This is a genomic window from Chlorobium sp. N1, assembly GCF_004332115.1.
In the GTDB taxonomy this organism is placed as follows: domain Bacteria; phylum Bacteroidota; class Chlorobiia; order Chlorobiales; family Chlorobiaceae; genus Chlorobium.
In genome coordinates, this window is sequence record NZ_SJPA01000015.1 from 1 (window position 1) to 17,776 (window position 17,776).

The 17,776-nt window shown below is 55.2% G+C and carries 17 protein-coding genes and 1 pseudogene; 12 read left to right on the plus strand and 6 right to left on the minus strand.

The genetic code is table 11. The features are described from left to right. Nucleotides 1-184: 184 nt before the first annotated feature. From E0L29_RS10890 to E0L29_RS10920, 7 genes and pseudogenes are all read left to right on the plus strand, one after another. Nucleotides 185-763 carry a hypothetical protein gene (locus tag E0L29_RS10890; RefSeq protein ID WP_131358959.1) on the plus strand — a complete coding sequence of 193 codons (579 nt, stop codon included), beginning with the start codon at nt 185-187 and terminating at the stop codon, nt 761-763. Between the two features lie 344 nt (nt 764-1,107). Then, nucleotides 1,108-1,278: pseudogene (locus E0L29_RS10895) on the plus strand (transposase); the annotation flags it as partial. Nucleotides 1,279-1,291: 13 nt separating this feature from the next. After that, complete coding sequence (locus E0L29_RS10900; protein ID WP_131358962.1) at nt 1,292-1,921, plus strand: DUF4433 domain-containing protein; 630 nt, start codon at nt 1,292-1,294, stop codon at nt 1,919-1,921. Between the two features lie 26 nt (nt 1,922-1,947). Next, nucleotides 1,948-3,024, plus strand: coding sequence for a macro domain-containing protein (locus tag E0L29_RS10905; RefSeq protein ID WP_131358965.1), 1,077 nt, complete (start codon nt 1,948-1,950; stop codon nt 3,022-3,024). Nucleotides 3,025-3,229: 205 nt separating this feature from the next. After that, nucleotides 3,230-3,823: a hypothetical protein gene (locus E0L29_RS10910; protein ID WP_131358968.1), complete on the plus strand. Its 594-nt coding sequence runs from the start codon at nt 3,230-3,232 to the stop codon at nt 3,821-3,823. Continuing rightward, the gene (locus E0L29_RS10915; protein WP_165498895.1) at nt 3,816-4,274 is read left to right on the plus strand and encodes a helix-turn-helix domain-containing protein; all 459 of its coding nucleotides are present in this window, start codon (nt 3,816-3,818) and stop codon (nt 4,272-4,274) included. Before E0L29_RS10910 ends, E0L29_RS10915 begins: the two co-directional genes overlap by 8 nt. Further along, nucleotides 4,271-4,738 carry a hypothetical protein gene (locus tag E0L29_RS10920; RefSeq protein WP_131358974.1) on the plus strand — a complete coding sequence of 156 codons (468 nt, stop codon included), beginning with the start codon at nt 4,271-4,273 and terminating at the stop codon, nt 4,736-4,738. The genes E0L29_RS10915 and E0L29_RS10920 overlap by 4 nt, the downstream gene beginning before the upstream one ends. A 343-nt stretch (nt 4,739-5,081) precedes the next feature. Here the strand turns inward: E0L29_RS10920 and E0L29_RS10925 are convergent, their stop codons facing one another. The 5 genes from E0L29_RS10925 to E0L29_RS10945 all read right to left on the minus strand — a co-directional run bounded on the left by E0L29_RS10925 (nt 5,082) and on the right by E0L29_RS10945 (nt 12,231). Next, nucleotides 5,082-6,491 carry a DUF234 domain-containing protein gene (locus E0L29_RS10925; protein ID WP_347564602.1) on the minus strand — a complete coding sequence of 470 codons (1,410 nt, stop codon included), beginning with the start codon at nt 6,489-6,491 and terminating at the stop codon, nt 5,082-5,084. A 432-nt stretch (nt 6,492-6,923) separates the two neighbouring features. Then, nucleotides 6,924-7,547 (minus strand): DUF2971 domain-containing protein, encoded by a 624-nt coding sequence (locus tag E0L29_RS10930; RefSeq protein ID WP_131358979.1) that lies wholly within the window; start codon nt 7,545-7,547, stop codon nt 6,924-6,926. Nucleotides 7,548-7,589: 42 nt separating this feature from the next. Beyond that, on the minus strand, nt 7,590-8,996 hold the full coding sequence (locus E0L29_RS10935) for a Fic family protein (protein WP_131358982.1): 1,407 nt from the start codon (nt 8,994-8,996) through the stop codon (nt 7,590-7,592). Then, entirely contained in the window at nt 8,993-9,646 is a 654-nt protein-coding gene (locus tag E0L29_RS10940) for a DUF4062 domain-containing protein (protein WP_131358985.1), read from the minus strand. Before E0L29_RS10940 ends, E0L29_RS10935 begins: the two co-directional genes overlap by 4 nt. Before the next feature lie 179 nt (nt 9,647-9,825). Next, complete coding sequence (locus E0L29_RS10945) at nt 9,826-12,231, minus strand: DEAD/DEAH box helicase (RefSeq protein ID WP_131358987.1); 2,406 nt, start codon at nt 12,229-12,231, stop codon at nt 9,826-9,828. A gap of 574 nt (nt 12,232-12,805) precedes the next feature. On the opposite strand from E0L29_RS10945, the gene ltrA reads away from it, so the two are divergent. Next, on the plus strand, nt 12,806-14,047 hold the full coding sequence (gene ltrA / locus E0L29_RS10955) for a group II intron reverse transcriptase/maturase (protein ID WP_131358990.1): 1,242 nt from the start codon (nt 12,806-12,808) through the stop codon (nt 14,045-14,047). A 198-nt stretch (nt 14,048-14,245) separates the two neighbouring features. Here the strand turns inward: ltrA and E0L29_RS10960 are convergent, their stop codons facing one another. Beyond that, entirely contained in the window at nt 14,246-15,292 is a 1,047-nt protein-coding gene (locus E0L29_RS10960) for an IS5 family transposase (RefSeq protein ID WP_242664383.1), read from the minus strand. Between the two features lie 324 nt (nt 15,293-15,616). Here E0L29_RS10960 and E0L29_RS10965 point away from each other — a divergent pair, with 324 nt between their 5' ends. The 4 genes from E0L29_RS10965 to E0L29_RS10980 are packed head-to-tail and all read left to right on the plus strand — an operon-like array spanning nt 15,617 to nt 17,525. Then, a complete protein-coding gene (locus tag E0L29_RS10965) occupies nt 15,617-16,243 on the plus strand; it encodes a hypothetical protein (RefSeq protein WP_131358993.1) in 627 nt (208 codons plus the stop codon). A gap of 14 nt (nt 16,244-16,257) precedes the next feature. Further along, entirely contained in the window at nt 16,258-16,662 is a 405-nt protein-coding gene (locus E0L29_RS10970) for a hypothetical protein (RefSeq protein WP_131358996.1), read from the plus strand. Between the two features lie 17 nt (nt 16,663-16,679). Beyond that, entirely contained in the window at nt 16,680-17,072 is a 393-nt protein-coding gene (locus E0L29_RS10975; RefSeq protein ID WP_242664384.1) for a helix-turn-helix transcriptional regulator, read from the plus strand. A 6-nt stretch (nt 17,073-17,078) separates the two neighbouring features. Further along, a complete protein-coding gene (locus E0L29_RS10980; protein ID WP_131359001.1) occupies nt 17,079-17,525 on the plus strand; it encodes a hypothetical protein in 447 nt (148 codons plus the stop codon). The last annotated feature ends 251 nt before the right edge of the window (nt 17,526-17,776 follow it).

Below are 17,776 nucleotides of genomic sequence, written 5' to 3' on the forward strand. Positions count from 1 at the left end.
TTCAAGTCCCAGAGCCAGCTGAAAGAGGGTCAGGTCGTTCATGTAACAGAGGAGAATTGTATGTTGTCAGAGTTGACCAACAATATACGCTTCTCATACCGTCACCCACTCCCCACAGCGAGGAGCCAAGAATAAACTAGCGGCGCCTCCGTCGAAGCGAATCGCTGGTTACAAGCATGACTTGATGCGTCTACTCAAAGCAACCCAGGGTATTTGTGGCAATCGGAATCTTACTTATCTGGATGAGTTTCAGCCGGAATCCTTGTCTTTGAGAATTCTTGAGTTTCTGGACAGATTTGCCGATACGGGGGGGCGCTATTCCAACATCAACCAACTTACTGGCCAAAAGCATCAAGCACATGAGGACCCAATCGCATGTTGGGGTGAGATTGTCAATCGGATCATGGAAGAACAGGCTACGCCGGGAGAGCGTAGAAAAGTTGTGCACACTGGGCTGCGCGCATCTGCCGCACTCGGGAGCATTGCATATTGTCAGATCAGAGATATGGATCAGCGGAGTCTGGATATTACAAGCGGTTTTACTCGCAACCACGAACTGGATGTAGCAGCCAAGCATGCAATTTATGCGCTTGTTGTATTGATTGCGGCACTGCGTAAAGTGATCGATTCGCTTTGTGACAGCGCTAGAGAGGCAAGTCCTAACAGTAATTCCGGTGTCGCTGATATACCGGATATGAAGGAATTTTTCCAGTTTGCCTGGACGGACAAGCAGTATGTAATGCGAAAGCGACGGTGGCCTTGATTAATGAGTGATCACTAGACAGGTCCCGTAAGCGGTAACAGTTGACTACTTGCATTATCGACAGGTGTGGGTAGATTGTGTGGTGTGGTAATGCCGTGTTGATGAGTACACTGGAGTAAAGTGGGCCACCTCTACCGGAGTAAAGTGTACCACACATTCTGGAGAATAGTGTACCGGCCATTCTGGAGAGATAAGTGTACCACCCCTCGCCGTGCGGATTTGTAACATCAGCAACAGTACCTTTCGGGTCAAAAACCCGGAGGATACATGGCCAACAAAGCCCTCATGTAATCGGAAATTAAGATTCCCCAGATTTTGGAAATTAGGAATCCCCAGGTTGGCACCCGAAGGATGTTGAGGTGAACCGTGTTCGCCGGCGGCAGATCAGGGAATATGAAGGAGCCTGGAATGCCGTCGAAGGAACGTTCGGGCAGACGAAGCGACAATACAGGTCGGGCAGGGTGATGGCGAGGCTTGCTGAGAGCAGTTGTTTGCGTGTTGTCTCAATCACGTTCAGGGAGTGGAAGAATGCAACCGTCAGATACCAAGATCTACCATATCGTACACGTCGATAAGCTTTCTTCGGTATTGGCGGATGGGCATTTGTGGTGTGACGCGGAGGTTGAGCGTCGAGCCTCTCCGGGCACCGGGATAGGGATGGCTGAGATTAAGCTGAGGCGGCGCTGGATGCCTCTTGACAGCCGGGCGGGTTTGCATGTGGGGGAGTGCGTGCCGTTCTATTTCTGTCCCCGCTCCGTGATGCTCTTTATGCTGCATAAGGGGAACCACCCGCAACTGTCCTATCATGGCGGGCAGGGTCCGATTGTTCATTTGGAGGTGGACCTTCAGAAAGCCGTTGCCTGGGCGGAACACGAGGCGTTGCGATGGGCATTTACCTTGACCAATGCCGGTTCAGTGTACTTTGAGGACCGGAGTGATCTCCGGCAGCTTGTTGAAATTGATTGGGATGCGGTCAATGCCAGAAACTGGCGGGACAGGAAGGAGGGAAAACAGGCTGAATTCCTTTTGGAGCAGCGATGTCCATTTGAACTTGTTGAGCGGGTGGGCGTGCACTCTCCGGATATTCATGGGAAGGTTCAGGAGGCTCTTGGCGGGTATGGGTATGATCCTCTTGTTGAAGTTCGGCGTGATTGGTAGTATTGAGATATGAGGAGGCCGTAACTATGATAGCATATAAGAAGGGGAATCTTCTGGCTGAAGAGGCCGAGGCTCTGGTGAACACCGTCAACTGTGTCGGTGTCATGGGGCGTGGCATTGCCTTGCAGTTCAAGAACGTCTATCCGGAGAATTTCAAGGCATATGCGGCGGCGTGCCGCCGTGAAGAGGTGGTGCCGGGAAAGATGTTTGTCTATGAGACAGGGCAACTGACCAATCCTCACTACATCGTCAATTTCCCTACGAAGAGGCACTGGCGGGAGCAGAGCCGCCTTCAGGATATCAAGACCGGGTTGCAGGACCTGGTAGGGGAGATTAGGTCTCGAGGGATTACTTCCATAGCCATCCCTCCCCTTGGCAGCGGCCTCGGCGGGCTCTATTGGCCGGATGTTCGAGCTTTGATCGAGGAGGCTTTTCATGACGTCGAGGGGGTTCGTGTGTTCGTGTTTGAGCCTGCCGAAGATCCGAATGCCGTTCGTTGCAACAACCATACCCGGGATGTTCCGAAGATGACCGCCGGGCGAGCAGCGCTGCTTTGTTTGATGGCGCGCTATAGGGATGGTTTGCTGGATCCCTTTATCTCGCTTCTCGAGGTGCATAAACTGATGTACTTCCTGCAGGTGAGCGGGGAACCGCTGCGGCTGTCATTCACCAAAGGGCATTACGGCCCCTATGCCGAGAACCTTCGTCATGTGCTCAAGGCGCTTGAAGGGCATAGGATTTCGGGATATGATGATGGGGGTGATCAGCCTGATAAGCCACTATCGTTGATGAGCGGAGCATTGGATGATGCCCAGCGTTTTCTTGAGGGGGAAGCGGCTACGCGGGAGCGTTTGGATAGGGTCGGGCGGCTGGTGGAGGGTTTTGAGTCTTCCTTCGGTCTTGAACTGCTTTCGACTGTGCACTGGGTGGCCAGCCAGCAGGATGTTGCCTCTCTGGATGATGTCGTCAAGGGCGTGTATGCCTGGGGGAAGAGGAAGGAGCAGTTCCGGGAGCGGCAGATCGGAAAGGCGGTTGACGTTCTGGTATGCAAGGGTTGGCTTGATGGGAAGGCGGTCTGTTCCGCCGTGGAGTGTGGCGTGTGAATTGAGCCCTGCAATTGAGGGGGAAATGGTTGTGTGCATGATGGGCGCCTGTGTGATGCGGGCGCTTGTTTTTTTTACTTGATAGAGGGGAATAGAGTAATCTTGAGATGATAAGGCAGTTGTTTGGGGTAGAAGGTGGCGATGGTAGATTATGTGGTGTGGTAATGCCGTGTTGGCGCGGAAATCAACCTAAAAGTTGTTTCTTGTGGAGCTTGTCCGTATTATAACAGATGCTGATACTGGTGCCGGATTGTATGCGGTTCGTTTTCCTGGAGAGGATGCTGATGAATTGACCCGTCTGTTCAGGCTTTGGACATCTGATATTCAGTTTCTGTTCGATTTTTTTACGGAGCATAAGGCCCGGTTGACGCGGGGGTATTACAACGGTGTTTCCGTTCAGGAGGCAGTCATGGCTACACGTCATGAGGCTGATGAACTGCATCGGAAGCTGCTGCGGATAGCCCGAGGTGGCCTGGAGTCCAGAGGCGAGGAACTTGAATCGCTGTTTCTCGCGTTGGATGATTGTCAGTTTCGGCGCTTGCCGCTACAGGAGAGTAAGCTGCGTGGACGGGTGAAGAAAAAGTGGCTGAGGCTGTACGCCATCCGTTTCGATGTGCATTGCTACGTCATTACCGGTGGCGCCATCAAATTGACACGGTCCATGGACGAGGCGGTTCACCTGCAGCATGAACTGGACAAACTGGCGGAGGTAAAGCGCTTTTTGATCAGGAACGATCTGGGCAGCCAGTTCGATTTGGTGTATCTCGAGTCCAATAATGGAGGGCAAGGCAATGAATGATCTGAAGGAAAGAATTGATCGGGTGGCAGGAGGCCGGCCGTCCACATGGATGGCGGAGGCTCTGTGGTTTGAGGAGAACAAGCGCTGGCTTGACCGCTCGGCCGAGATAGCCCTCTGTGTCCTTACCGCGTTGCAGGAGAAGCATATGGCGCAGAAAGATCTGGCGGCAGTTATGGGAGTTTCTTCTCAGTATGTTAGTAAGATCCTGAAGGGGACTGAAAACCTGACGCTCGAAACCATCTCGAAGCTTGAGCATGCTCTTGGCGTGAATATCCTGACGGTTGCATCGCGTTACAAGGCATTTGAGCTCGCGGAGGGATCGCATCGTGCAGCCGCTGGTCTGGCATTCCGTCAAGAAAGCTCTTCTTCGCCGAGAAGTTTTTCTGCAGAGGACGCAACCGTCGGTTACAGTTATTATTCGAACGAGTCTGATTTCAGGCGGGCGTCATGACCGAAAACAAACAGAAGGATGGGGTAGGCTTCGCGTTGCGTAAAATAAGCCTCGACCAGTTCGCTGTGATTAAGGAGGCCTATAAGGACGGCGAAAAAGTCAGCTTTGACGTGTCGCTGGATTTCGGGCTCAATACTGATGAGAAACTGTTCAGGGTCTCATCCCGTATTCGTTTTTCCCATCAGCAGCCGCAGCCCTTTCTTTTGATTGAGGGGAGTGCTGAGTTTTCCATTGAGCCTGAGGCATGGGAGCGGTTTGCCCTTGAAGGCGAAGATGCGATGGTTTTCCCCCATGGGTTTGTTGCGCACCTGGCGGCATTGACTGTCGGCAGCCTGAGGGGTATGCTGTACGTCAAGACGCAGGATACGATATTCAACCGGTTTTTGATCCCAACCATCAACGTGGCCGAGATTGTCGGCGAAGATGTCCGCTTTGATTTCGCCGTGTCCGGCCAGGATGTTTGAACGGTGTATTCCGGTCACCACACGCCCGCTAACACCTTGCCGGGGGTTTTAACAGCCGGGGTCCGGTGGGGCCGTGGTGAAGCTGCGGGGCGGTGTCGGGGATGCTTTGTTCGCTTTGTTCCTGAGTTGCGGCTGACGGACTTATGGCTGTTGAGACGTCAAGTCCGGCTGTTCGGACGTTAGAGCAGTGCCCCCCGCGAAGCGCCAGGCGGAACCGCCCAGGTTTTGCCACCCTGTGGAGACTACGCGACTGCTCAATATTGAGGATTTTGGTGAGTTGCTGCTGTCAATAGCCTCTCTTGATGATCATTGCTGGATAAATGCGCGGCAGCATTGGTGCTTTTCAGAAGAGGGGACGCAGTAGTTCCGAGAGTGGTTGTGGCCGCACGCCCGACGCTTCCAGCGTGCGGCAAACCGGTTCCGGAATGGATGGGGCAATGGCGCAATATTCACACTTCCAGTCGCGATATTGCTTGTGGTGCCCAAGGAATTTCCCGGAACATGCCATGAGGGCGGGGATGCTTTCCTGCAGTTTCATGGGGTTGCGTTTGCAGGAGACAAAGCGGATGGTCCGCGCCGTTTGGCTAAGTGCGACAAGATCGATTTCGACATCGCCGCGATCCCAGTACCCCTCGATTCTTTCGCTCAGCTCGAAGTCGCCCAGCCCTTTGCGGCTTAATTCTTCATACAGCTTGCCGGCCAGGGTTTCAAGTGCGTGGCCTTCAGCATCGGCAAGCAGGCTGTCGGCTTGCCGTATGAGCTGCTCCTCCGGTCGGAAATGCATGGCCGAGACGGGCCGCTGCAGGGCCATAAGCCAGCTGCGCAGGAAGTTGTCCTTGAGATAATACCTGCCTGATCGTGACGAGTTACGTGCAAAGATCGGGAGGCGTCGTTCCACCATCCGGTAACGCTCACCGAGGATTTTCAGGTATCCACCCGCCTGCTTGCCTTCCTGGGGAGAAAATGAGGCGATGGCGGCTATGATATCGGCGTTGCTGCATCCGGGGTGTCGTGCGATGAACTGCAGGATTGTGTCGTAGCGGCCATGGAGCTCCTTAAGGAACCAGTTATCGGCTTCATTGCGCAGTGGGGACGAACTGCTGAAAAACATGGTTTTCAGGAGGTGTTGGCGATCTGCCGCCAGAGCTCCCTGTTCATAGGCGTCACGGTAGAATTTCGGTACGCCTTCAAAAAGGTTCCAGAGGAACAGCAGCTGTTCCGGGGCGGGGTCTCCGTGTTTCTGGAGCAGTTCGAGAAGGGATGCGATGTCGAGATGGTCGAGATCGAGCACATCGGTCGTCCTGTTGAAGAGCGGTGCGCTCCGGTCTTCAAGAAGCGCAGACATTTCCGTGTGCAGTGAGCCCAAAACGATGAGCCCTCCGGTCGCCCCGTTCGGGTTCAGCATGAGGTGGTCAACCTCTTTCTGCAGCAATGAACAGAAGTCGAAGAGCCGGCTGCGGTTGAAATATTGGAACTCGTCGATGGCGATGACATAGCCCTTGGAGGCAAGTTCGGCAATGAGCCGTGCCAGCTCGAGCAGGCTGTGCACTTTTTGGTGCAGTCCAAATGTTTCAAGGTAGTCGTTGCATGCAGCAAGGACACCGGTGGCATCTGAATCGGGTATCTGCATATAGAGCCTCAGCTCTCGGCCCGCTCGTTGCATGGCCTGCTGGATGAGCGCTGTTTTTCCGATGCGTCGCCGTCCAGCTATCTGGACGAAAAACCAACGGTTACGGGTCAGTATCTTGTGCAGCAGGCTGAGCTCGTCGCGCCTGCCGTAAAAACCCCATGAGGCGGAGATGATGGTGGGTTCCATGTGCTTGTTGTCGTTGGGTTACTGTTAAGATAAAAACTTTTATCTTAACAGCGCCTTCAGCTTCAGGAGTTTTTCCCGTATAGGGATAGGCGTTGTAAGCCGGGTAGGGACGTGTAGGCGAGTGGGGATGTAGGTGAATAAGGAAAGAAAATCCTATTCCCGGTTGTCAGGATGTATGAGGTTGGGTGGAGAGTATCCACCCGCCGTTTTCGGAATGCCATGCTGTTTCCGGCAGTCAAGGCGTTCAGGCGGCTGGTAGAGGATTGATCGCGCCTCCGATGTCATTCTCTTCGTGTGCCGTGGCAGGCGAAAATTGAAGCCTTTGCCCGACTCGGGTTTCGTCAGGTTTCGCCACCGTGTGGAGACCGGTCAGGTTCGCGCAGTCCGATCCTCGATGACCTTGAACTTTCGAAGAGCCATTCCCGCTTTCAATACCTTCACCGGCGGGCATTCATCCTTGAGCAGCTGGCGGATACGCTGAATCGGCAGCTCGCACTTCAGCCCCGGTACGACTTCCCGGAGCAAGAGCTCTGAAGAGAAATCGACGAAGTGGTTCCCCGCTTCCTGGGAGGCGGGGTCAAGGTCAACGAACATCCTGTATTCGTCTTCATAGTGCCAGTCACTGAATTTCGTCCTGATCAGTTGGTCTACAGCCTGCCCTTTATTGATGATTTCCCTTGTCTCCGGATCAAGGATCACCCTTGGCCGTTCATCTGAGTAGTGGATGCGAAGAAGGAAGCCCTCGGGGATATCAAATCCCAGCGCCATTCCGGTGTGCTTTTCGGCATAGTGCCCCCACAGCAACGGGTTGCTCCATGACCGGCTGAAACAGATCATGCCCTTGGTGGCGGCAAGCTCCGCTTTGAAGTGTGTGAGCGCTTGCCGATCCCGTGGATCCAGCAGGTCAGCAGCGAGGAATTCGAACGGGTCGTTCAGCTGGTCGAGCCTTGATACCCTCAGGCGCTTCAGTGAGAGGTTGCTGATGGCGTGCATCGTGTTGATGAAATGGTAAACCCTCACCCCTCTTCCTCCTCCTCAGCTTTTCTCCGTTTGTTTCAGGAACTGAAGCCCTTTTCTGGTCAGCCGGTATTGCTGCAACCTGCTCCTGGGTTTGTCGGGGACGGTCATTTCGATAAGTCCCGCCTCCATAGCCGGCAGCAGATAGGCTCTGCGAAAGTGCTCCTCGTGCTTGAGCCCCAGCTGGTCCTGGATTTCTGAACGCTTCATCGAATCGGTCATGACGTGAAGCAGGCGCATGACTTCCTCGGTGACTTCCCCGGTCTGGAAGGTCACCCGAACCCCAAGTGCGGGATCGGATTGCCATACAGGTGCGGGGAGGTTGTTCGCTTCGCATTGCTTGTACATGAGTACGGTTCCCCGTCCCGCTTTTTCCATAAGTCCTCTCAGATAGAGCACATGGGCGATATCGGGGTTCCGAAGGACGGAGATGTGCCCTGTTGCGAGATGTTCGGCGGTGATTCCTTCAGGCAGCGCGCCGGAATTCCAGATTTCAAGTCGAGTCGGGAAGATGTGGATGCTGACCCCTCCGGCGGTGGAGCTGTAGTCACGGTGTGCGAGGGCATTGATGAGGGCCTCGCGGACGGCATCTTCGGGGTAGAGCGGTGAGTCGATGCGTTTTGCCGATCCTTTGATGAAGCGCGATACGGTCGGGGTGTTCCGTATGATGAATGAGTAGGCCTCTTCGAAGATGACGTGGAGCGGTCCTTCGAATGCCTTCATATCGCTATACGTGTCGCCGGTTTTATCCGAATCGTACCGGGTGGCGCGTATCTGGGTTTGCGGAAAACGCCGGGCAGGGTTTCGGGTGAAGAGGATGTCGCCGCCGTTCGTCAGTCGGCCGTATTGTGCGGCGGAGAGGTCTTCGAGGACCATGATCGGCCGGCTCGTATCACGGAAGAATACCCGACGGGCTTTTTGGGCGTCGGCAACCGTGTCCTGGAGTTCTTTCGGGTCAAGATCGCTGTCGATATCAGCCAGTGAGAATCGGCGTTCCCAGCGTACCGGTTCGATCTGGTGACGCAGCACAATGTCGCGGATGGTCGCGGCGTCAGCCTTGATGGTGTTGTCATCCGTTCGGATATAGATGATGTCACGGAATGCGTAGGGGATGTCCTTGCCGGCAGGGACCTCTATGACCATGACCTGTTTGCCCTGAAGCTCCTGTACCTGAACGGAAACAAACGCTTTCGGTGAGATTTGCGTGTGGAGGGTGCGCTCAAGTTCTGCAATGGCATCGCCGGTGAGGGTGATGTCGGCTGTTCGCCCGTTCTCAAGGGCGCCGCAGATGAGGTAGCCTCCGGCTGTGTTCAGAAAGCCGCAGATGATCCGGCCCAGGCTTTCGGAATCGAGGGCGTTTGCCTTGAACTCAACGCGCTGGCTTTCACCGATAGCCAACAGCTCCTTGATCTTATCAGGACTCATGCGTCATCTCCACTTTTTGGCTCATCGCGTGTATTGTCGAAGTTTTCCTTGATGAACTCCTCCACTTCCTGATAACGGAAAAATTGAGTGGTTACGAAGCGGCTGCCGTCGCTGTCGGATCGGAATTTCTGTACCCAGTTTCCCTCCCGGTCCGATAATGGGACGGCGTCATCTCCTTCATGATCGATGGTGGCTTCTTCATACAGGTCGAGGATGCGCAGGTCGGTCAATATATGGTTTTTGCTGAGCGTCAGCTTTGCCCGTCCGTTTTTTTCCGTGAACCCCAGTTTATTGAGCTGAGCCCTGGCGAAGACTACATGGTCATGTGCGAGGATCCATCGGGGTTTATTCTGCTTGATGGCTTCCAGCATTTCCTTGTGGGTGATGGATCGGCCTCTTGGATCGCTGTTGTCCTGGCCGCTGCCATATGATGGGGTGATGATGCCGAGAAACAGGTCGCAGCGTTTTACCGCATCAAGGCAATTCTGAAAGGCGCTACGGGTGGAGCGGACAGGGAGCGTTCCCTTGTGTGACATCCATACGTCATATCCAAATGAGGTCAGGAGCGTGTATACTCGGTCAAGGAGTTCTTCGATCCCGTATACCGGGGAGGAGACCAGTATGGTGAGTTTCCTCTTCTCGGGTTTCATAGGGTGTCTCGGGCTCTTGCTTCTTCTGGGGATATTTGCGCTCTACGTAAAATATCAGTCATGATGGGCGAAAAGCCAAGGCTTTGCGGTGGGTTCCCCTGGAAGCAATGATTGGCGTATCGAGCATGGCTGATATTGGGGCCACCAAGAACGCCTTCTCAATTCGTCGGGCCCCCGTTCTAGAGCTGCATCTGCAGCGCATTGCCTTCCCCTGTTTTCCGGATCCGGTACCCCATGGCCAGATAGCCGTTCCTCCGCTTCTGCCACATCCTCGCCAGCTGCGGGTGGTTCTGGTCGATGTAGTCGTAGATGCGGATGGCCCCCTTGTCGGGGTGGTGGCGGTGCAGCCTTCCGGCGTACTGCTGGAGGGTGCCTTTCCATGAAATGGGCATGGCGAGGAGCAGGGTGTCGAGCGGCGGGTAGTCGAACCCTTCCCCGATGAGGCGCCCGGTGGCGAGGATAATCTTGGCTTCCTGTTCGTCCATGGAGGCAAGGCGCTCGATGGTCTCCGCCCGCTCTTTCTTCTTCATCCGTCCGTGGAGCGTGATGAGATTGGGGATGCTGGGTTCGAGGAGTTCCCGGAGGAGATCGAGATGGCCGGTGCGTTCGGTCAGGATGAGGATGTTCCGCTTCTCCCGGTAGGAGTCTATGGCATCGCGTGCTATAGCGCGATTTCGCTCTTCGTCCTCCACGAGGCACCTGAAGAGCGCCTGGATGCCGTCGCTGTCGGGCATGGCCCGGGTGTACAGCTCGCGGGGACGGACTTCGAGCACGCTCGGGGCGTTCTCGCTTTGCCTCGTCTGATGGCGGATCGGGCCGCACTGCATGAAGATTATTGGCTGGTGGCCGTCACGGCGGACGGGGGTTGCGGTGAGGCCGAGCACGTAGCGGGCTCTGGCCGCCTTGAGGACTTTTTCGAAGGAGAACGCCGAGAGGTGGTGGCATTCGTCGACCAGGACCTGGCCGTAGCCCTCGAGGAGTTCCGGGAGGTTTTCCCTCCGGGCAAGGGTCTGGAGCAGGGCGATGTCGATGACGCCGCTCTGCTTGTTCCTGCCGGCTCCGATGAGGCCGGGCAAGCCCTTGGGGAGGTCGAGGAAGGCCTGCAGGCGCTCCTTCCACTGTTTCTGGAGCTCGCTGCGATGCACGAGGACGAGGGTCGATGTGTTCCTCCGGGCGATGATGGCGGCGGCAGTGACCGTCTTGCCGAACGCAGTCGGCGCCGAGAGGATCCCGGTGTCGTGCCGGAGCATCGCCTCCATGGCTTTTTTCTGGTCTTTTCGCAGTTCCCCGGTGAAGGTGACTCCAGTCGGCCTGCCCTCCTCTCGCTCATCCTGCAGCTCGATCTCGATCCCGTTCTCCCTGAACAGCTCTTCTACGGCTTCATGGCATCCTCTCGGCAGGGCGAGGTGGTGCGGGAAGGTCTCTGCGCAGCTGATGATGCGGGGTTTGTTCCAGACCGGCAGGCGCATGGCCTGCGCTTTGTGGAATTCGGGGTTCTGGAAGGCGGCGAGGCGGATGAGCCGGTTGGTGAGCGGCTGGCCGAGTTTGTCCTTTTCGATGAAGAGCTGGTTTGCACGAACGAGTGTGACCGATGCCGGCAGCGGCCCCTGAAGGGCGATCGGTCGGTGAGCGGGTGTTTTCCACGGTTCCGGGTTCTCTTCCTCCAGGGCGTAGGCGACGTCGATAGGATGGTTCCCTTCGGAAACCCTTCGGGTCGCTTCAGCGAGTTCCTCCGGAGTCAGGCGGTCAAGTGCGGCAAGGTGGCTCCACTGGTCGCTGTAGGGGGTGAACTCGGAGTTTGCGAAGACGCTCTTCCCTTCGGTTCTCGGTTTTCCCTGCAGGGGGAGCGCGATGAGGTTCCCGAATCCTCCTTTTGGCATGGTGTCCTGGTTCGGAAAGAAGCGGTCGTAGCTCTGGAGCGAGAGCTGGCGGCTGCTGCGGCAGGTGGCGCTGACGAGGGCTGCTCCGAGCTCCCTGGCGTCACGGGCCGGGACCGGCGCGGTGAAGAAGATCCAGATATGCGCGCCGTTGCCCGAGCGGGAGATTTCAAGCGTTGCGGGAATAGCGAAGCGGCGGCAGCTCTCCATGAAGGCTCGGGCATCATCCTGCCAGTGCCCGCCGTCGAAGTCCGTGGCCAGGAAACGGCATGTGTCGTCCTGCAGCAGCGGGTAGATGCCGATGGTGTGGCGGCCGGCAAGATGGCCGTGGATGGTTTTCTTGTCGAGCGGGAGCAGCTGGCGGTTGGGGCAGGTGCTGCACTTTTGTGCCGGTTTCAGGCAGACGCCCGGCCGCCAGGTATTGGCGCAGGCGGGGGCGTAGCCACTGCTGCCGTTTTTCGACTCCCAGCGGAGGGCGTAGAGGTCCCGGCGGCCGTGGAAGCGCTCCATGAAGAGGGCGATCTTCTCTTCGTTGGTGCGGGGCGTATCAGGGGCAGGCGGGGTGGTGTACGGCTGCTCTGGCTCCTCCATGGCCTCCGGTTCGGGTTGCCACGCTATGGCGTGTGCGTCGAGGAGCGCCTTGAGGCGGCGGTTCTCTTCCTGTAGCGCCTGCAGCCGGTCGAGGAGGTGTTCGGGTGAGCCGCTCATGGGTTGCTTTGGTTGGGTGAAGAGGTTTTTCAAATATATAAGGGAACCTCGATTAAGTGTGTCGTAGCTAAGCAGTGCAAGTGATGAGGGTGTGGCCCCTCGTACTCGGCTTGCAGGAGCAGGGTACAAACCACCGTATGCGGCTGTAGTCAAAAGCTATGGTCGTGAGCGATACGGAAAAGGCATCCTCAAGATGTCAGGTGTGAGCCAAGGAAGACGAACACCAGTGAACCGCCATAAACGTGTCGATAGTTCTAAGACGACATCAAAACCGGGCAGTTAATTGGGTCCGGGATGAATCTGGAGGTAACCTGCTTACTGTCCAGATGGTGTCCGGCATAGAGGCGGCGTGATCCTGGCTCGGGCGCTTGTATTGAACTACGAGAACCTTCGCTGGCGATGATAAGGGAAAAGGCACAAGGGTGACACACGAGGCCGAAAGTACCGATACGCCGGCAAGGGGCGGAGCAGTCCGTAAGAGCGATGAAGGCCCTGTAATGGGGCTGGAGCAAAGGGGCTGCATCATTCAGTCATGCAGTAGTATCAACTGCGAAAGCGGGAGGAGTATTTCGGCATGACAAAGCCGTATGAGATATCCAGACACCTCGTTTGGAAAGCGTATCAGCAGGTGAAAGCCAAAAAAGGTGCTGCTGGTATCGACAGGGAGACGATTCAGGAGTTCGAGAAAGACCTGAAGGACAATCTGTACAAGCTATGGAACCGGATGAGTTCCGGCAGTTATTTTCCATCACCGGTCAAGGGGGTAGAAATCCCCAAGAAAACGGGAGGGAAAAGGATGCTGGGGATCCCGACGGTAGCGGACCGGATAGCCCAGACGGTGGTCAGTATGACTCTTGAACCACTATTGGAGCCGATATTTCATCAGGATTCCTACGGGTTTCGACCGGGCAGAAGTGCCCACGATGCCCTTTCGGTGGTGAGAGAGCGGTGCTGGAAGTATGACTGGGTCGTTGATCTCGATATCAGGAAATGTTTCGATACGATTGATCATGGGTTGCTGAATCGTGCGCTTGAGAAACATTGCCAGATTCCGTGGGTGCTCCTGTATGTGAAGCGCTGGTTGACAGTGCCGATGGAAACCCCGGATGGAGAGCTGGTGGAAAGGACAGAAGGCACGCCGCAAGGCGGCGTGGTCAGTCCGCTACTGGCGAACCTGTTCCTGCACTACGCGTTCGACCGGTGGGTGAGTGAAAACCTGCCGGGCGTACCATTCTGTCGGTATGCCGACGATGGTGTGCTGCATTGCAAAAGCGAAGCGCAGGCTAAGCTGGTGGTGAACAAGATCAGGGAGCGGTTCGAGGTATGCGGATTAGAGCTTCATCCTGAAAAGACGAGGATCGTGTACTGTGCGGATAGCAACCGCAAGGGGAAATATCCGGTAAGGCAGTTCACGTTTCTTGGGTACACGTTTCGCCAAAGAAAGACCGTCAACAAGCATGGCCAACTGTTCATGAACTTTGTTCCGGCAGTCAGTCGTGATGCACAGCGGCACATGCGGCAAACGATCAGGAGGTGGAAGCTTCAGTTTCGATGCGATCAAGACCTGAGCCAGATAGCAAAGAGCATCAATCCGGTGCTGAGAGGATGGCTGAACTACTATGGTAAATTCCGCCGCTCGGCAATGGACGTGATATGGCGGCATATGAATCTGCATCTGGTACGCTGGATGATGAGGAAGTACAAGACCTTACAGAAGCACAAAACAAAAGCGGGGCATATGCTCTGGCTTAAAGCCAAGGCGAGCCCAGAGTTGTTGGTGCACTGGAAGGTGGGATATCTTCCAATGGCTGGATGATGGGAGCTGTGTGAGCGGAGACGTTCACGCACAGTTCTGCGAGGGGCTGGAGGTGAAATTCCTCCGGTCTACTCACCCTGATTTTTGAACTATCATTCCGGCCGGGGATCTCGGCAGGAACATAGTCGATCCTGAAAAACATCGTTCTTTGACACATTTTGGGCTGAAACCCCCGCCAGAAGCGCTTATTGGGCGTAGTTATCCCAGAGCAGCACCATGGATTACCCTGTTGAGCTGGATGCAGCGCATCATGTTATAGGTCAGGTTGGCCAGGCCGATCTTCCCTGTCGCCCTCGCGTAGCCGATGGTTCGGATGTACATGGCGTTCATCGTGTTCGTCATGAAGCCGAAGATATGCTCGACCCTGGCGCGGTAACGGGATTTGAAGCGGTTGTCGATTTTCTGGTTCTTTATGAGCTTATGGTATCGGTTGCCTTTCTCGTGGACCATGTTCGTCATGCGGCACGCATCAATGGCTTCTTCCTGGCCGACATAGGCTGCGTCAGCATAGAGACACTCTCCCTCGTCTGCCTTATCAAGCAGGGTTTCGAGTTCCTGGGAGTCGTGGACTGAGGCGTCGGTCACCATGTAGTCGGCTATGAACTTCGTTCCGCCGTCAGCCTTGATGTGGTTCTTGTAGCCGTAGAAGTTCATCTGGTTCTTCTTTGTCCATCGCGCATCACGATCTTTCTGGCGGAGCTTGTTGGGTTTCTGTTTCCAGGCTTCGGGAGTTTCGCCCTTCTTGATCTGCTGGTTTTCATCACGGCTGTTGCGCTGGCGGGGGACCTCAACGAAGCTGGCGTCGACGATCTTGCCGGTGTTGGCGAAAAGCTGCTGCTCGTCAAGGGCTTCGTTGAAGCGGTGGAACAGGGCCTCGATGACGCCTTCCTGGATGAGGGTTTCGCGGAACTTCCAGATCGTCTTCGAATCGGGGACCTTGTCGCTCGATTTCAGTCCAAGAAAGCGCCTGAAGCTCAGCCGGTCGGTAATCTGGTACTCCATCTGGTCGTCTGAAAGGCTGTAGAGGCTTTGCAGGATCAGGATCTTGAACATCATCGTGCGATCGAACGGAGGGCGCCCCATTCTGCTCTTGTTGGACGGCTTGGAGAAGGCGACATCAAGAACCGGGGTGAAGATGTTCCAGTTGATGTACGACTCGAGTTTCACCAGCGGATCCTTCAGTTTCGTCAGGCGTTCCAGGAGAAAATGCTCGTCGAAAAGGCCCAGTGGATTGATGTTCTTCATGGCAGAGGGATAAATGGAGTGCGTTCTGCCATAAAATACGGAATTTCGGCCTTTTACGGATAGGCTATATTGCCTTTTTATAACAATTTATCGCATCCGAGACTTTTTCGAGATGCCCATAAGGTTAAAGAGGTCTTGAATGCATGCGCAATGCATTGACGTTCTCCTGCGCATGGTGTTGATGGTCCAATATTTGGGTGACCGGACTGGGGCTGTCTTGTCGGTTGGGCGGCTTTTTATTTGCTGCTGCACTCTCGACCGGAACTTTCCTGACTGCGCCACATTAACCTCATTTGCGAGTGACTGAAAATCAATAGTGGACGCATGACTGGTATTCCTGCAACGGTTTCGGTACTGCGCTGGGCTGCCGAGCGGGCCCGGCTGACTGATGCCGAGCTTGAAGAGCGGTTCCGGAAATGGCCGCTATGGCTGAGTGGGGAGGCCATGCCGACGCTCCGGCAGCTGGAAGAGTTCGCCCGTTTGACGCACACCTCCTTCGGCTACTTTTTCCTGCCCGAGCCGCCCTCCCTGCCCTTGCCGGTTCCTGATTACCGTACCTTCCGTGACATCGATCTTCGTGACCCGAGCACCGAGTTGCTGGATACGATCTTCCTGTGTGAGCAGCGCCAGGAGTGGTTTCGCGAGTATGCCCAGATGCAGGGCATGCAGCCCCTGCCTTTTGTCGGAAGTGCTTCGGCGGCAGATCGTCCGGAAGAAGTGGCTCGAAAGATCCGGGATGTGTTGCCGCTTTCGATGGAGGAGAGGGCGGCCCTGCCGACATGGACCGATGCGCTGCGGCAGCTTATGGCCAAAATGGAGGCCATCGGCATTCTGGTGATGGCGAGTTCCATTGTCGGGGGCAACACTCACCGGCAGCTGGACGGGCAGGAGTTCAGGGGGTTCGTATTGACTGCAGGCCGGCTCCGATTAGTTATGGTTTGTTCGAATTAAAACTTAACTTATAAGTGAATCTCGGATTCCAGATCAAGCCGGTTGAGAATGGCCTGCGCGGCTCGTTGTACTCAGTACATGTGTCCGGGCAGGAGAAGACGGAGTTTGAGCGCTTCGGTTTCAAGGAGCAGTTCTTCAAAAAGGAGGGCTCGATACGGGATTCTGTTGAGGCGTTGCATTATGGGAACGGAAAGCTCAGGCTGTATTGCCTTCGCTGGTCGAGTGTTCTTCTTATTGTCGGGTATGGAGGGGTAAAGACAACAAGAACCTATCAAGAGGATCCGGTATTGCATGAGGCCGTTGCCTTCTTGCAGGAAGTCGATGCCTGGGTGGCAGCGCGACAGAAAACCGGTGAAATCCATATTGATCCCGATACCGGGCTTATTAGCGGGGATCTTGTCTTTTTAGGGGAGGATTGATTATGAAACCATCATGTTTGAAAAAAGCCCTCGAGGGGGTGTCACCACTGACGAAAAAGTTTGTCAGACGGCAGGGTGAGTTTGCCGTCCGCCTGCACGACCTTATGGAGAGGGGTGGGATGAGTCAGCGTCAGTTGGCTGAAAAGCTCGGGAAGAAAGAATCCTATGTCAGTAGAGTCCTGTCGGGTTCTGCTAATCCGACCCTCAAGACCATGGTGGAGTTCGAGGTCGCTCTCGGCCAGGATATCTTTTCGATCCCTTACAAAGGGAAGGCTGTTATCTACAAGGTTGTTGTGACTCAGTTTGAATTTCCTGCAACTTCGTCACTTGAGGGTTATACAGCGAAGTCTGCCCGAGCCGGCGGAGGCGCCCGTGCGGTTTTGTATCATGATTACTCCATAGCCGGATAGGCCGTGATGAAACAGAAGAAGAACATAGGGTTTCAGTTTTCGGGGTTCAGGATTACCGCATTTTCGTTCAAGGCTCCCGAAGAGCCTTTGGGCGAGAACGAATCATTTGATTTTGAAACCTCTGTCGGCGTCAGCCATGAGCCCTCCGCTCTCATCGTCACGGTCGGCATTGTCGTGCAGCGCTCATTGGACCAGGTCGGGTATGCTACCATGATTGCTGAATCCTTATTCAGTACCGAAGGGCTTGACGTCGATAGCCATACGGGAGCCGTTGTGGACGTTCCGCCCGATTTCTATGCTACGGTGATTTCCCTGGCAATTTCGACGACCAGGGGGGCTTTGCTCGTCAAGGGGGCCGGTTCATTTCTTGAGCGTGTTCCTTTGCCGATTGTTGATCCCAAGGCCTATGTTCCAGCCATAATGGAGGCTAACAAGCCGTCGATTGGCGGGTGATTGGGGTCGTGATTGTTCAATGACGAGAGTTTACACGAATTACGGTTTATTCAGTTAAAACTTAGCTTAATTTTTGTTTGTTGGGAGCTGGAGTCAACTTCAGTTTGAACTATACCGAAAATAATGGCCCTTCGTCGAATTTAGTGGGTCGCTCTTCGGCAAACTACTGCATTGTCAGATTGCCATGTCGAGCTTCCCGCAGTAAAACAGGATTCGGGTTCGGTAGCTTTCGAAGCTGTGGAACCCACGGG

What these genes read in the sequence shown, in the direction of transcription:
- E0L29_RS10890 (WP_131358959.1), top strand. Translation starts at nt 185, where the DNA reads ATGCGTCTACTCAAAGCAACCCAGGGTATTTGTGGCAATCGGAATCTT.
- E0L29_RS10900 (WP_131358962.1), top strand. Translation starts at nt 1,292, where the DNA reads ATGCAACCGTCAGATACCAAGATCTACCATATCGTACACGTCGATAAG.
- E0L29_RS10905 (WP_131358965.1), top strand. Translation starts at nt 1,948, where the DNA reads ATGATAGCATATAAGAAGGGGAATCTTCTGGCTGAAGAGGCCGAGGCT.
- E0L29_RS10915 (WP_165498895.1), top strand. Translation starts at nt 3,816, where the DNA reads ATGAATGATCTGAAGGAAAGAATTGATCGGGTGGCAGGAGGCCGGCCG.
- E0L29_RS10920 (WP_131358974.1), top strand. Translation starts at nt 4,271, where the DNA reads ATGACCGAAAACAAACAGAAGGATGGGGTAGGCTTCGCGTTGCGTAAA.
- E0L29_RS10930 (WP_131358979.1), bottom strand. Translation starts at nt 7,547, where the DNA reads ATGCACGCCATCAGCAACCTCTCACTGAAGCGCCTGAGGGTATCAAGG.
- E0L29_RS10935 (WP_131358982.1), bottom strand. Translation starts at nt 8,996, where the DNA reads ATGAGTCCTGATAAGATCAAGGAGCTGTTGGCTATCGGTGAAAGCCAG.
- E0L29_RS10940 (WP_131358985.1), bottom strand. Translation starts at nt 9,646, where the DNA reads ATGAAACCCGAGAAGAGGAAACTCACCATACTGGTCTCCTCCCCGGTA.
- E0L29_RS10945 (WP_131358987.1), bottom strand. Translation starts at nt 12,231, where the DNA reads ATGAGCGGCTCACCCGAACACCTCCTCGACCGGCTGCAGGCGCTACAG.
- ltrA (WP_131358990.1), top strand. Translation starts at nt 12,806, where the DNA reads ATGACAAAGCCGTATGAGATATCCAGACACCTCGTTTGGAAAGCGTAT.
- E0L29_RS10960 (WP_242664383.1), bottom strand. Translation starts at nt 15,292, where the DNA reads ATGAAGAACATCAATCCACTGGGCCTTTTCGACGAGCATTTTCTCCTG.
- E0L29_RS10965 (WP_131358993.1), top strand. Translation starts at nt 15,617, where the DNA reads ATGACTGGTATTCCTGCAACGGTTTCGGTACTGCGCTGGGCTGCCGAG.
- E0L29_RS10980 (WP_131359001.1), top strand. Translation starts at nt 17,079, where the DNA reads ATGAAACAGAAGAAGAACATAGGGTTTCAGTTTTCGGGGTTCAGGATT.